The sequence below is a fragment of the Endozoicomonas sp. G2_1 genome, assembly GCF_017744155.1.
GTDB lineage: Bacteria > Pseudomonadota > Gammaproteobacteria > Enterobacterales > Alteromonadaceae > JAGHQT01.
Genome location: NZ_JAGHQT010000021.1, coordinates 37,495 through 46,377, shown reverse-complemented (window position 1 = coordinate 46,377; position 8,883 = coordinate 37,495). Strand labels below are relative to the sequence as shown.

Genomic DNA, 8,883 nt, shown 5'->3' with positions numbered 1-8,883 from the left:
ACTATGTTGATTTTAACCAGACGTGTAAGCGAAAAACTGATTATCGGTGAAGGTGTTGACGCGATCGAGGTAGCTATTCTCGGCGTGAAAGGTAATCAAGTTCGCATAGGTGTTGAGGCACCAAAAGACGTGCCAGTGCATCGCGAGGAAATTTACCAGAGAATTCAAGATGAAAGATACGAAAGGTAAGTTTTTAAGTAAACACGCTAACAGAGTGAGCGCTCAGCTCGCTTTGTTAGTGATTAATTTAATTATTTTCTATGTGCAGTATTACGCTGCGGCAAGCATTAATTACTTGCTGTTTAACGCAGTAATGATCGGCGGGAACCTCTTTCTTGTCGCTCATACACTACTAGTTGAGCCAAAGACAATAAAAACGCTAAATCGTTATGAACTACAAGTCAAGATGGTTGAGGACAAGAACGAACTCTTAACGCAAGCGGTTTCAATACTACAAGACGAAGCGGCTTTGCTGAGAAAAATACTCGATTCTGAAAAGCGTGAAAACGAACGTAGCGAACACAAATAACGAACACTATTAACCTAACAAAAGCAAAGGAAACTCACGGCAATGAGCACAGAAAAAAGACGATTAACCATTATTGAGGACGATATCGGCGCGTATGTTCAACTAGAAGTTGGGCGCGAACGTTATCACATTGATTTTGACGGCTGGGACGAGGCACTAGAGGGGGTTAACGACTTACCCGAAGTGCCAAAAGTTGAAGAGTGCAAAGGTGGCCAATATGTCGCGTAGCACGTTATCAGATATGCGGGACGATACGATCGTTTTGTTGCTATCACTTTACTGCAATAAAAATCTGCCCGTTGAAGGGCAGGCACGAGCAATTAGAAAGTGTGCAAAAACTATCGCTCAACGAACAAGAGATAAGGCACTTAAACAGGCATGTAAAGGGCTTAGGCGCAGTAAAAACGATTATCTCGTTGTTGCTGGCATCGAGCAGGCCGCTTATAAGTTTTTCTTGTCTAAATAACGGAATTAGGAAACAACAATGAATGATGATTACCCAATAGAGCTATTTGAGTGGATGAGTACCAACGACGATCAAACGTTACCGGACGGTGCTTGGCAAGCGATGTTAGAGGATGCGGCCAACACGTTTAACTTGCTTAATAAAACGCAGTTTTGCACGTATGGCTCTTTTATCGCTTATTGCAAGTGGTCACATAACAATGAGTGCTGATCTGCCACTAAAACTATTTAAGCGCATGTTATACGCCTATTTATCGGCGCTTGCATTCAATTTGACGATGCAGTTTATTTCGCTGGATTACTACATGTGGGGCGGCGTTATTTATTTGCTCGTTGGCCTTTGGTGTGTTGAGCAAGTTTTTAAGATCAACAAGGCAAAAGGAAGCAAGCCGAGCAATTGGCGAGAATACTACGAAATTATTGCGGAGTTTACGACACATGAAAATCGAAGATGAAAAACGCCGTCGACATAAAAATGAACGCACGCGGCGAGGTGATACAAACGGCGGTAGCTTAGTCGTTCTAGCCCTGTTTTTATTTTGGGTATTTGTTTTGTTTATACAGGATTGATTATGGCTAAGCCGAAGAAAACACGCGCCGAACGGCGATTGTCGAAAATTGAAGCGGATAAAGCTATTGATAGATTATTTAACGGTATTTGTTGGTGCGTATTAAAAAATAGAAAGCCTGTGCCAATAACAGCAAACACAATACGGGGGCTATACAGAAAAATAAAACCTTCTACAAAAATTAGGAGAACTTATTTTGACAATTGCGTTGTGTGCACGTCATTTATGGCTATTGACCATGATTATTTATTTGATGGTAGTCGGGTACATTTTGAAACAATGGTTTTCTTTGATCCTAGTTTAGACGTATCACACAAATTAGATGGCGAACCATTTAGATCAACCAACCACCGTGACGCACTGAAACAACACTGGAAAATCGTTAGAGAAATTGAAAAATCAACCGGCAACAAGAGGCATAAATGACTAAAAAAATAAAAATAGATCAGGTGTCGCTGGTGGCCTCTATCTGTCAGGCCGTTTGTGACCAACAAGAGCATAACGTGCCAGCTCATAGCAAGATTATGAACGCTTTTATAAAAGCCGCTGACTTGATTGTTGAAGAAATCGACGGCTACGAATACGAGCCAGTGAAGAAGCATGATGAGGGGGCTTAAATGCTTCGTATATTGAAGTTCCTTATAACTGGCGATTGGCACCTTCACAAATGGCAGTGTGTGGCTACTTATAATTGGCGTGAAAAAAATTATGGCAATTATCTCAACTATGAAATTCAAATTTTAGAATGTGAGCACTGCGGAAAAAGAAAAAAATTTAAGGTTAAAGGCTAGGTCATGAACGACAAAATTAAAGCATGGTGCGAGCACACCGATTCGCAAAAGGGCTGGGAAATAGACGGCGTTATATATTTAGCGCATAAGCTCATGTTTCACTGGGCGCTATTAATAGATCCTGACCCCTTTGGCTATAGCGATCGCTATTGCTTTGCAAGCCTTGAGCTTATCGAAAAGGCCATTGAGGAATTTAAACGTGACGGCGTGCTTAGGTATTGGCACAAGTATCACACCAAAAACCATATTGTTCGCGGGAATTTGGTTTTTAATCAAGCCGATTTCCCATACAAGCCAGAGGATGCGCTATACAGCGTTGATTTTGAAATAGACAAGTCACTTAACTGACTTAAATTTACTAACAAAAGGTATAAAAATGAAACCTATACAAATGAATGATGCAGTAGTTGAAAAGTTACAAGCCCATAGAGCACTAAGAGAAAGGCACGAAGCTGAGTACGAGAAATCACATGATGAATTATGGAAATTTGTTCATGAGCAATACCCAGAGCTAGATCCTGATGGCAGTTTTTCGCTCAAGGCTCAGTTCATTGAAGCCGGTGTTGTAATGCTTGTTGAAAGTGAAAATGACGGTATGTCAAAACTTAAAAATTTGCTTGAAAAAGTTGTGAACTAATTACCCCCAACCATCACTTTGACGAGTGGTAATGCTGGCCGCTTATGCGCGAACTTTGAAAAAGCCCCGTGACCAGCCACGGGCGTTTAATTGAGGTGATTAAGTGGAAATAAAATCAATACTTGATATTAAGAAATCAGAACTACAAAAAATGTCTGATGAACAAACGCAAATACTGCTCAGACTTATGCTTGCTGATAGCAAAAGCAACGAATTACAGGCAGTTTATGAAAAAATTAAAAACTCAAGTGTTTTGCATAGTGCGCTTGATAACCGTTTAAAGTGGATAGGAATAAAAGACAAAGTTGATAAACGTGTTGAAATTCTTCTTGGCTTTATTTCACCATCACTAGGAGCTATCACGCTTTGGTGTTACGCACTCTATAAGCTAACAAAGAAGTACAGTCATATAACGTTGAATCAGTTATGTGAGGAATTCCCTTGGGGTTTTCCTTCAGAACAACAATACGCTGAATATTGGGATATGCAAAAAGGCTTCGCCAACAAGGATCTAGGCTTAGATTGCGATAACGTTCTCGATCAGCAAAGTATTTATGCTTAATTGAGGTGATTACATGGATTTAGACGAGTTATCACAAAGCGATATCGATCACATGGCTAAAGACGCAAAAGAAATGTTTTCGTTGATGCAGAAAGGTTCTGGCCACAGTGTAGCCATGTTCCTTGCGACCTCTAAAGAAGCCGTTGAGTTTATCGGGCGTTACGAGATTGCACGGCAGAAAATAATTGAACACGGCTTTGATATGCCGCTGTTATTAAGCAGTGTAACAGTGACAATTGAGTGAGTTGTGTAAATGACAAATCCACTAATAACAAAATTAAGCCTTTTGCTAGAAGAGGCAAAAAGGGCGAGTAAAAGCAGTGAGGTTGTAGAGCTAGAGCTAGCCATTAAACAGGCTACTAACATGGTTCACGCACTGAAAGGTGTTGTCGCTGATGTTGAGCACTGCGAAATATGCCTGTGTGGTATATGGGAAAACGATCCAGAGCTAGGCGAAATGCTAGACAACATGAAGAACCAATGTGCTAACGCGTTAAAGTAGACCTTATGGACTCAAAAACAAAACAAAAACTTGATGAGCTAATACTTGATTTATCGAGAATGGTAGTTGAAAACAAGTTTAACGAAAAAGAGCAAAAAGTCGTACTGAGTGCTATCGATGACTTGGACGAATTAATTGAAGAATAAGTGTACTTAAACGGGGGAACTGAAATGAATTTACCTAAAGTAGGTGAGCAATATATGCACACTAACGGCAATGTTTATGAAATCATTATGTTTACCAATGAAGAATCCACAAAATCGAATTATCCACCAACTGTCGTTTACAAGAACATAATAAACGGAACTAAGTGGAGTCGACCTATAGCGGATTGGTCTAGATCGTTCACTTTAAATGCTCAAAAGTAAACGATCATGAACGATATAATAGATTTCACAGCGAAAGCAAAAGAAACAGTTATGACACCTGTTTCTAAGTTTACTGGCGGCTGCCCCCACACAAAGATTGATCTTGATGAACATCGTCGCGTGATTGAATGCACCGAATGCCGCAAGATTTTTGAGCCATTTGATTACTTGCTTAAATGGGCTAACGGACAGCAAAGAATTATTTGGAAAATAACGGCCGCTAAGCATGAGGCTGAGTCGTTGAATAATCAGATTAAAGAACTAAAGCGCCAAAAGCGAAACCTGCAAGCTCAAGTTAATCGACTCAAAAAGAAAGTTATTTTGGAGTAGAAATGACAATGAAAAAATTATTAACAGCACTAGCGATATTATTATTGTCTGCTTGTGATGGTTCGACGATCAAGCCAAGTAAAAAAGGCGAATTGAGTATTTATGTTTATGTTGTCGAAGGAATACCACTTGAGTGCGTTAACTTGCATTATCGACTCTCTTGCAATTGGGAAAAATACAATGCGCAAAACCTGAGAGCAAAATCAGGCGGTTTCGGCGCTGTCCCTACTATTAATTAGCTTTCTTTAGGAGAAATATCATGGTTGACGCATTTACAGCTAAAAAAGCGCAAGAATACCACGATACTCTTGAGCGAATAATGATCTTAGAACCTGATTTGGATATAGATGAACTTAAAGAAAACATTAAACAGTATTGTTTAAGCAGTCCAGTCAGTGTTGGCGATGCTTTGACACAATGCTATCAAAGCATTATTGAAAGCAAGCCGATGCCATGGGAACCCATTGAATGTTGGCGAGATTTGCAGGTAGGTGAAAAAGTGCAAGTAGGTGACAGGTTTTATAGTGGGCATACGAGAGAATGGGTAACAGTAACTGATGAAGATGTTCACATTAGAAAAGTAACTAAAACAACCTTCCCTTTTCAAAGATTAGTTACACAAAAGTAGGCTGATATGAAGAAGAATTTAACCTTTATTGTTTCTATTGCATGGCAAAAAACAAGCTCTGGTACAACTGAGACTAGATTAAGAACTAGCATCTACTTTAAAGACCGTGACGGTGTGAATAGTGAAGATGAAGCACTTGGTCGCGCAATGAGAGAGCAAAAGAAAGAATTTGATGTACCCGCTGAATTCAGTCCTTTTGTTCACAATACGGCGTCGACTTGGCAGTCGGCCAAGAAATCAGACCTAAGTTGTCTTAGATACTGTTAATTAAGCGTACTTTAGGAGAATTGAGTTGAATATAGATAGCGAAAAAATTTCAGAGATTATCACTAGCAGCGTTGGAACTGTAAAAAGTCCATTATCACCGTGGATTGAAGAAAAAACATGTGTCGGAGAATTTGACGGGGTTCAAGTTCAAATAGTTGTTACAAGTGATGAGTCTGAATTTGTCGAAGAACCATCATTAAACGATATCGCTGTTACACCAAAGTAGGCTTGAAGATGAACAGAGCATCAAACGCCGAGTGGCAGCACAAATGCGATTGCGGAGCTTGGAATAAGGTTAGCCATTTAAATAAAACAAATGGTCATTGTCATGGTTGTAAGCAAAAAACATTTAAACGCAAAAATGAATCAACGAAAAAGTAGTCACCCATGAACAAAGATGAATTTGTTTTTTATCTCGGCAAGTTGAAAGGCCGATTTCCAGAGGCGTTTATTTGTATCACTTTGTACGACAAACCCAGTGATGAGCCAGAAAATTATGTTGCTAGGGCGCATGTAGCCATGAAGGGCGATACAAAGCCAACAAATGTATATTTTAAATCACCGGATAGGGCAGAGGTTGAGGGCGCGGTGCCAGATCCATATTTTTACTGGCTTGATCGCGAGCCGAACGACGATCCTACTATTTTGGGTACATGGATTTTTAAATGATCGGCTGTTACTACTGCTTAAATGAGATCGATATGGCCAAAGTTGAGGATTATGTCGACCAAGGTAAAACGCCGCTATGTTATCACTGTCATGTTGATGCCGTGGCCGAAGTGAAGGACAAGAGCGAGCTAGAAGCGCTTAATAATAAATTTTTTGGTGAATGTGACAATGAAAGTGTTAACTAGGGTATCAACAATCAAAAAAGGCTGTTGGACGTACAATTTAATGAGCAACGGCATGATCCATATTAATAACCACAAAACGGGTGATAAAAGCGTGATAGTGCCGTCAGACGGGCTACTGGATTTGCTTTTGATGGTGGCTTAGGGGGTGTTATGAGCTATTGGATATCGCTTTATTTACTGCTCAGCTACATAGTATTTTTTATCTATGTGTATTGGGTTGCGCCAAACGGCATGAACCCCAAAGAGCACTTATTGGGCAGTTTAGGTGCGGCATTATTTGGCTTTATTTTGCTGCCGTTTATAGTGGTTATTATCGCGATGAAATTTATCAAACGAAGGTTAAATACGTAAAGCTAGGCTTTTGTTTAATGTGACAATCGGCACCAATTAAGGTGCCTTTTTTGTCACTATAGGGCGTGACTTTGGGCGTGACTCGCGGCAAATTCCTGTCACATGGCTTGTGGATAACTTACCTAAAGCTACAGAAATAAAGGCGTAGCGGTGAGTCACGGCAATTTCGTTTAAAAAATTTTATTTTAATTTTAGAGTAATAACTTCAAACAAGCTTGTAGCCCTTGTTATATAAGGGTTTGATTTAGTTATTTAATAAAATAAAGGTGTGAATCGGTATTACTTTGGTGGGTTACTTTTGGATTGCTCCGCAATCTGTTCGCCGTGACAAATAACCGAAGGGACTTCGTTTGTCGACGTGCGACAAAAGTACCATATAAATACAAAGCGCGTCTAGGTATCACGTTATGTTTTAATGTTTATTTTGAATATATGAAAGGTGGTTTTTAGTTATTTAGGTTATATACGATTTTTAGTATTGAGGTAAATTTTGATTAGGCGATAGTGCAACGAACTAGGGTTATTTTAGTGAGTTGTATTTTTATGTATCGATTGGTTTTGCCATTTCCACCGAGTAACAATACGTATTATCGTCATGTTGATAATAAAGTTGTTTTGTCGAAGAAGGGGCGCTTGTATAAGGCTGATGTAGCCAAAGTATTAGAAAGCTATGGTTATGCTCGGTTGATGATAGATAAGCCGGTAATTTGCCGTTTAGAGCTTTATAGGCCAGATAAAAAAAAGAAGTGGGACAGTGATAACTATTTTAAAGGTGTTTACGACTCACTGAGTCATGCGGGCTTTTGGGTTGATGATCACTTGGTTGTCGAGAGTCAAGCTCGCAAGATGGAACCGGACGGTTTAGGCCGTGTTGTTGTTAATGTTGATTATGATATGGGGAATACGTTTTGAGTAATTACCCAGATGATGTAAGACGTTATGATGGTGATCCCCGTTCGCCGTTCTGTGATGATGAGAAGTGCCAGTGTGAACAGTGCGAAGGCTGGTTTGATTATGAGGATATAATCGACGGTGAGATTTGCAGCGGTTGCTTTGATTCGGTTTGATGCAAAGTGAAAAAATCCCCAGAGCTAGGGCAGCGCTGGGGATTTGTGTTTTATAAATCTCGATAGCCTTTCGGTTTGGTTAAGTTGTAATAGTGGACTATCGCTTTTTCGATGAGCTGGCCGTTAGGTGTGTCCTCGATTGAATCTAAGTAGTCTTTAACAAACTTAGATAGCCTGAGAGGTGTGTTCACTTTGACTAGTTCATCTGGCAGTTTAGGTCGGTGCGCTGGGCGCTTTGGTTTCTTTGTTGTGCTCATAGTGATAGGTCGCTTTTGTTGAATTGGCATTCGATATGCGTAGCAAGCTGTCGTAGTTTTAGTGGTAATAGTTTTAGATCATCTTGTGGCATTTGAAGCGAAAAGCCGCCAATTCTGGGATTGTTCAGGTTGATTAATATTGCTGCGTCAAGCTCTGCTTGTTGTGCAGCTTGTTCAAGAATTTGATTGAGTGCCGTGTTATTAGATAAATTGCCGTTTATCATTTTTGTTGCCTTTTGTTAGTTATTCCAACAAAGCAAGCTAGAGCTAACTTGCTTTAGTAGATAACTATTTTTTCACCGCCTCAAAACTTAACTTGATGTGTCCAGTATCTAGCGCGTGTTTTGCTAAGGTTTGTTGTTCTTCTTTTGTCTTAGCTAGATAAATTTCGCGTTTATCAGGCTTAAGACTGTTAGCAAAGCAATCAACTAGATCGCTGAACTCTTGATCGGTTAATGTTTTGTTTTTGATCAGGCTGTTCAAGCATATCGCAAGCGTTTCGGGGTCGTCTAAGTTATCTAACCCCTGCTTGTAACTGGCACAATCTAACCCGATCCTTTCGTCTGACTTGGTAGCCATCGTTAATTCCGTCCGATTGTTTTAGCGCAACCTGAATCATTAGGCGCGCGGTTTGTTCTGTCATGTTCTCAGATTTTAACAAAACCTCTTGAACTAGCTTTTCAGCTAGAAGTGTTTTGTTTACTGT

General features: G+C 39.9%; 26 protein-coding genes. 23 read left to right on the top strand and 3 right to left on the bottom strand.

Annotated elements, in window-relative coordinates; translation table 11 throughout:
- The first annotated feature begins 3 nt into the window (after nucleotides 1-3).
- From csrA to J7384_RS17160, 23 genes are all read left to right on the top strand, one after another.
- Nucleotides 4-189, top strand: coding sequence for a carbon storage regulator CsrA (gene csrA / locus J7384_RS17270; protein ID WP_209115792.1), 186 nt, complete (start codon nucleotides 4-6; stop codon nucleotides 187-189).
- The gene (locus tag J7384_RS17265) at nucleotides 170-529 is read left to right on the top strand and encodes a hypothetical protein (RefSeq protein WP_209115791.1); all 360 of its coding nucleotides are present in this window, start codon (nucleotides 170-172) and stop codon (nucleotides 527-529) included. The genes csrA and J7384_RS17265 overlap by 20 nt, the downstream gene beginning before the upstream one ends.
- A gap of 42 nt (nucleotides 530-571) precedes the next feature.
- Nucleotides 572-757 carry a hypothetical protein gene (locus J7384_RS17260; RefSeq protein WP_209115790.1) on the top strand — a complete coding sequence of 62 codons (186 nt, stop codon included), beginning with the start codon at nucleotides 572-574 and terminating at the stop codon, nucleotides 755-757.
- Nucleotides 747-995, top strand: a complete 249-nt coding sequence (locus tag J7384_RS17255) for a hypothetical protein (protein WP_209115789.1) — start codon at nucleotides 747-749, stop codon at nucleotides 993-995. Before J7384_RS17260 ends, J7384_RS17255 begins: the two co-directional genes overlap by 11 nt.
- 18 nt (nucleotides 996-1,013) lie before the next feature.
- Nucleotides 1,014-1,205, top strand: coding sequence for a hypothetical protein (locus J7384_RS17250; RefSeq protein WP_209115788.1), 192 nt, complete (start codon nucleotides 1,014-1,016; stop codon nucleotides 1,203-1,205).
- On the top strand, nucleotides 1,195-1,449 hold the full coding sequence (locus J7384_RS17245; protein ID WP_209115787.1) for a hypothetical protein: 255 nt from the start codon (nucleotides 1,195-1,197) through the stop codon (nucleotides 1,447-1,449). The genes J7384_RS17250 and J7384_RS17245 overlap by 11 nt, the downstream gene beginning before the upstream one ends.
- Nucleotides 1,450-1,566: 117 nt before the next feature.
- Nucleotides 1,567-1,989: a hypothetical protein gene (locus tag J7384_RS17240; protein ID WP_209115786.1), complete on the top strand. Its 423-nt coding sequence runs from the start codon at nucleotides 1,567-1,569 to the stop codon at nucleotides 1,987-1,989.
- Entirely contained in the window at nucleotides 1,986-2,180 is a 195-nt protein-coding gene (locus J7384_RS17235; protein WP_209115785.1) for a hypothetical protein, read from the top strand. The genes J7384_RS17240 and J7384_RS17235 overlap by 4 nt, the downstream gene beginning before the upstream one ends.
- A 177-nt stretch (nucleotides 2,181-2,357) precedes the next feature.
- Nucleotides 2,358-2,702 carry a hypothetical protein gene (locus J7384_RS17230; RefSeq protein ID WP_209115784.1) on the top strand — a complete coding sequence of 115 codons (345 nt, stop codon included), beginning with the start codon at nucleotides 2,358-2,360 and terminating at the stop codon, nucleotides 2,700-2,702.
- Nucleotides 2,703-2,730: 28 nt separating this feature from the next.
- A complete protein-coding gene (locus J7384_RS17225; RefSeq protein WP_209115783.1) occupies nucleotides 2,731-2,991 on the top strand; it encodes a hypothetical protein in 261 nt (86 codons plus the stop codon).
- A gap of 103 nt (nucleotides 2,992-3,094) precedes the next feature.
- The gene (locus J7384_RS17220) at nucleotides 3,095-3,553 is read left to right on the top strand and encodes a hypothetical protein (protein WP_209115782.1); all 459 of its coding nucleotides are present in this window, start codon (nucleotides 3,095-3,097) and stop codon (nucleotides 3,551-3,553) included.
- Nucleotides 3,554-3,566: 13 nt separating this feature from the next.
- Nucleotides 3,567-3,797, top strand: a complete 231-nt coding sequence (locus J7384_RS17215; protein ID WP_209115781.1) for a hypothetical protein — start codon at nucleotides 3,567-3,569, stop codon at nucleotides 3,795-3,797.
- Nucleotides 3,798-3,806: 9 nt separating this feature from the next.
- Nucleotides 3,807-4,055, top strand: a complete 249-nt coding sequence (locus J7384_RS17210; protein ID WP_209115780.1) for a hypothetical protein — start codon at nucleotides 3,807-3,809, stop codon at nucleotides 4,053-4,055.
- Nucleotides 4,056-4,060: 5 nt separating this feature from the next.
- Nucleotides 4,061-4,201: a hypothetical protein gene (locus tag J7384_RS17205; protein ID WP_209115779.1), complete on the top strand. Its 141-nt coding sequence runs from the start codon at nucleotides 4,061-4,063 to the stop codon at nucleotides 4,199-4,201.
- 228 nt (nucleotides 4,202-4,429) lie between these two features.
- Nucleotides 4,430-4,753 (top strand): hypothetical protein, encoded by a 324-nt coding sequence (locus J7384_RS17200; RefSeq protein ID WP_209115778.1) that lies wholly within the window; start codon nucleotides 4,430-4,432, stop codon nucleotides 4,751-4,753.
- Nucleotides 4,754-4,761: 8 nt separating this feature from the next.
- Nucleotides 4,762-4,992, top strand: coding sequence for a hypothetical protein (locus tag J7384_RS17195; RefSeq protein WP_209115777.1), 231 nt, complete (start codon nucleotides 4,762-4,764; stop codon nucleotides 4,990-4,992).
- Nucleotides 4,993-5,012: 20 nt separating this feature from the next.
- Nucleotides 5,013-5,381 carry a hypothetical protein gene (locus J7384_RS17190; RefSeq protein ID WP_209115776.1) on the top strand — a complete coding sequence of 123 codons (369 nt, stop codon included), beginning with the start codon at nucleotides 5,013-5,015 and terminating at the stop codon, nucleotides 5,379-5,381.
- A 6-nt stretch (nucleotides 5,382-5,387) separates the two neighbouring features.
- The gene (locus tag J7384_RS17185) at nucleotides 5,388-5,648 is read left to right on the top strand and encodes a hypothetical protein (RefSeq protein WP_209115775.1); all 261 of its coding nucleotides are present in this window, start codon (nucleotides 5,388-5,390) and stop codon (nucleotides 5,646-5,648) included.
- Nucleotides 5,649-5,673: 25 nt separating this feature from the next.
- The gene (locus J7384_RS17180) at nucleotides 5,674-5,874 is read left to right on the top strand and encodes a hypothetical protein (RefSeq protein ID WP_209115774.1); all 201 of its coding nucleotides are present in this window, start codon (nucleotides 5,674-5,676) and stop codon (nucleotides 5,872-5,874) included.
- Nucleotides 5,875-6,035: 161 nt separating this feature from the next.
- Nucleotides 6,036-6,317 (top strand): hypothetical protein, encoded by a 282-nt coding sequence (locus tag J7384_RS17175; protein WP_209115773.1) that lies wholly within the window; start codon nucleotides 6,036-6,038, stop codon nucleotides 6,315-6,317.
- A gap of 32 nt (nucleotides 6,318-6,349) precedes the next feature.
- On the top strand, nucleotides 6,350-6,502 hold the full coding sequence (locus J7384_RS17170) for a hypothetical protein (protein WP_209115772.1): 153 nt from the start codon (nucleotides 6,350-6,352) through the stop codon (nucleotides 6,500-6,502).
- A 150-nt stretch (nucleotides 6,503-6,652) separates the two neighbouring features.
- On the top strand, nucleotides 6,653-6,853 hold the full coding sequence (locus tag J7384_RS17165) for a hypothetical protein (protein WP_209115771.1): 201 nt from the start codon (nucleotides 6,653-6,655) through the stop codon (nucleotides 6,851-6,853).
- Between the two features lie 543 nt (nucleotides 6,854-7,396).
- Complete coding sequence (locus tag J7384_RS17160) at nucleotides 7,397-7,765, top strand: RusA family crossover junction endodeoxyribonuclease (protein WP_209115770.1); 369 nt, start codon at nucleotides 7,397-7,399, stop codon at nucleotides 7,763-7,765.
- A gap of 205 nt (nucleotides 7,766-7,970) precedes the next feature.
- On the opposite strand, the gene J7384_RS17155 is transcribed toward J7384_RS17160, so the two are convergent.
- From J7384_RS17155 to J7384_RS17145, 3 genes are all read right to left on the bottom strand, one after another.
- On the bottom strand, nucleotides 7,971-8,177 hold the full coding sequence (locus tag J7384_RS17155) for a hypothetical protein (protein ID WP_209115769.1): 207 nt from the start codon (nucleotides 8,175-8,177) through the stop codon (nucleotides 7,971-7,973).
- A complete protein-coding gene (locus J7384_RS17150; protein WP_209115768.1) occupies nucleotides 8,174-8,401 on the bottom strand; it encodes a hypothetical protein in 228 nt (75 codons plus the stop codon). Before J7384_RS17150 ends, J7384_RS17155 begins: the two co-directional genes overlap by 4 nt.
- Before the next feature lie 64 nt (nucleotides 8,402-8,465).
- Nucleotides 8,466-8,756 (bottom strand): hypothetical protein, encoded by a 291-nt coding sequence (locus J7384_RS17145; protein WP_209115767.1) that lies wholly within the window; start codon nucleotides 8,754-8,756, stop codon nucleotides 8,466-8,468.
- Nucleotides 8,757-8,883 lie beyond the last annotated feature (127 nt).

Excerpts from the sequence above, each read along its gene's own strand:
- csrA (WP_209115792.1), top strand. The coding sequence starts at position 4 with ATGTTGATTTTAACCAGACGTGTAAGCGAAAAACTGATTATCGGTGAA.
- J7384_RS17265 (WP_209115791.1), top strand. The coding sequence starts at position 170 with ATGAAAGATACGAAAGGTAAGTTTTTAAGTAAACACGCTAACAGAGTG.
- J7384_RS17260 (WP_209115790.1), top strand. The coding sequence starts at position 572 with ATGAGCACAGAAAAAAGACGATTAACCATTATTGAGGACGATATCGGC.
- J7384_RS17255 (WP_209115789.1), top strand. The coding sequence starts at position 747 with ATGTCGCGTAGCACGTTATCAGATATGCGGGACGATACGATCGTTTTG.
- J7384_RS17250 (WP_209115788.1), top strand. The coding sequence starts at position 1,014 with ATGAATGATGATTACCCAATAGAGCTATTTGAGTGGATGAGTACCAAC.
- J7384_RS17245 (WP_209115787.1), top strand. The coding sequence starts at position 1,195 with ATGAGTGCTGATCTGCCACTAAAACTATTTAAGCGCATGTTATACGCC.
- J7384_RS17240 (WP_209115786.1), top strand. The coding sequence starts at position 1,567 with ATGGCTAAGCCGAAGAAAACACGCGCCGAACGGCGATTGTCGAAAATT.
- J7384_RS17235 (WP_209115785.1), top strand. The coding sequence starts at position 1,986 with ATGACTAAAAAAATAAAAATAGATCAGGTGTCGCTGGTGGCCTCTATC.
- J7384_RS17230 (WP_209115784.1), top strand. The coding sequence starts at position 2,358 with ATGAACGACAAAATTAAAGCATGGTGCGAGCACACCGATTCGCAAAAG.
- J7384_RS17225 (WP_209115783.1), top strand. The coding sequence starts at position 2,731 with ATGAAACCTATACAAATGAATGATGCAGTAGTTGAAAAGTTACAAGCC.
- J7384_RS17215 (WP_209115781.1), top strand. The coding sequence starts at position 3,567 with ATGGATTTAGACGAGTTATCACAAAGCGATATCGATCACATGGCTAAA.
- J7384_RS17210 (WP_209115780.1), top strand. The coding sequence starts at position 3,807 with ATGACAAATCCACTAATAACAAAATTAAGCCTTTTGCTAGAAGAGGCA.
- J7384_RS17205 (WP_209115779.1), top strand. The coding sequence starts at position 4,061 with ATGGACTCAAAAACAAAACAAAAACTTGATGAGCTAATACTTGATTTA.
- J7384_RS17200 (WP_209115778.1), top strand. The coding sequence starts at position 4,430 with ATGAACGATATAATAGATTTCACAGCGAAAGCAAAAGAAACAGTTATG.
- J7384_RS17195 (WP_209115777.1), top strand. The coding sequence starts at position 4,762 with ATGAAAAAATTATTAACAGCACTAGCGATATTATTATTGTCTGCTTGT.
- J7384_RS17190 (WP_209115776.1), top strand. The coding sequence starts at position 5,013 with ATGGTTGACGCATTTACAGCTAAAAAAGCGCAAGAATACCACGATACT.
- J7384_RS17185 (WP_209115775.1), top strand. The coding sequence starts at position 5,388 with ATGAAGAAGAATTTAACCTTTATTGTTTCTATTGCATGGCAAAAAACA.
- J7384_RS17175 (WP_209115773.1), top strand. The coding sequence starts at position 6,036 with ATGAACAAAGATGAATTTGTTTTTTATCTCGGCAAGTTGAAAGGCCGA.
- J7384_RS17170 (WP_209115772.1), top strand. The coding sequence starts at position 6,350 with ATGGCCAAAGTTGAGGATTATGTCGACCAAGGTAAAACGCCGCTATGT.
- J7384_RS17165 (WP_209115771.1), top strand. The coding sequence starts at position 6,653 with ATGAGCTATTGGATATCGCTTTATTTACTGCTCAGCTACATAGTATTT.
- J7384_RS17160 (WP_209115770.1), top strand. The coding sequence starts at position 7,397 with ATGTATCGATTGGTTTTGCCATTTCCACCGAGTAACAATACGTATTAT.
- J7384_RS17155 (WP_209115769.1), bottom strand. The coding sequence starts at position 8,177 with ATGAGCACAACAAAGAAACCAAAGCGCCCAGCGCACCGACCTAAACTG.
- J7384_RS17150 (WP_209115768.1), bottom strand. The coding sequence starts at position 8,401 with ATGATAAACGGCAATTTATCTAATAACACGGCACTCAATCAAATTCTT.
- J7384_RS17145 (WP_209115767.1), bottom strand. The coding sequence starts at position 8,756 with ATGGCTACCAAGTCAGACGAAAGGATCGGGTTAGATTGTGCCAGTTAC.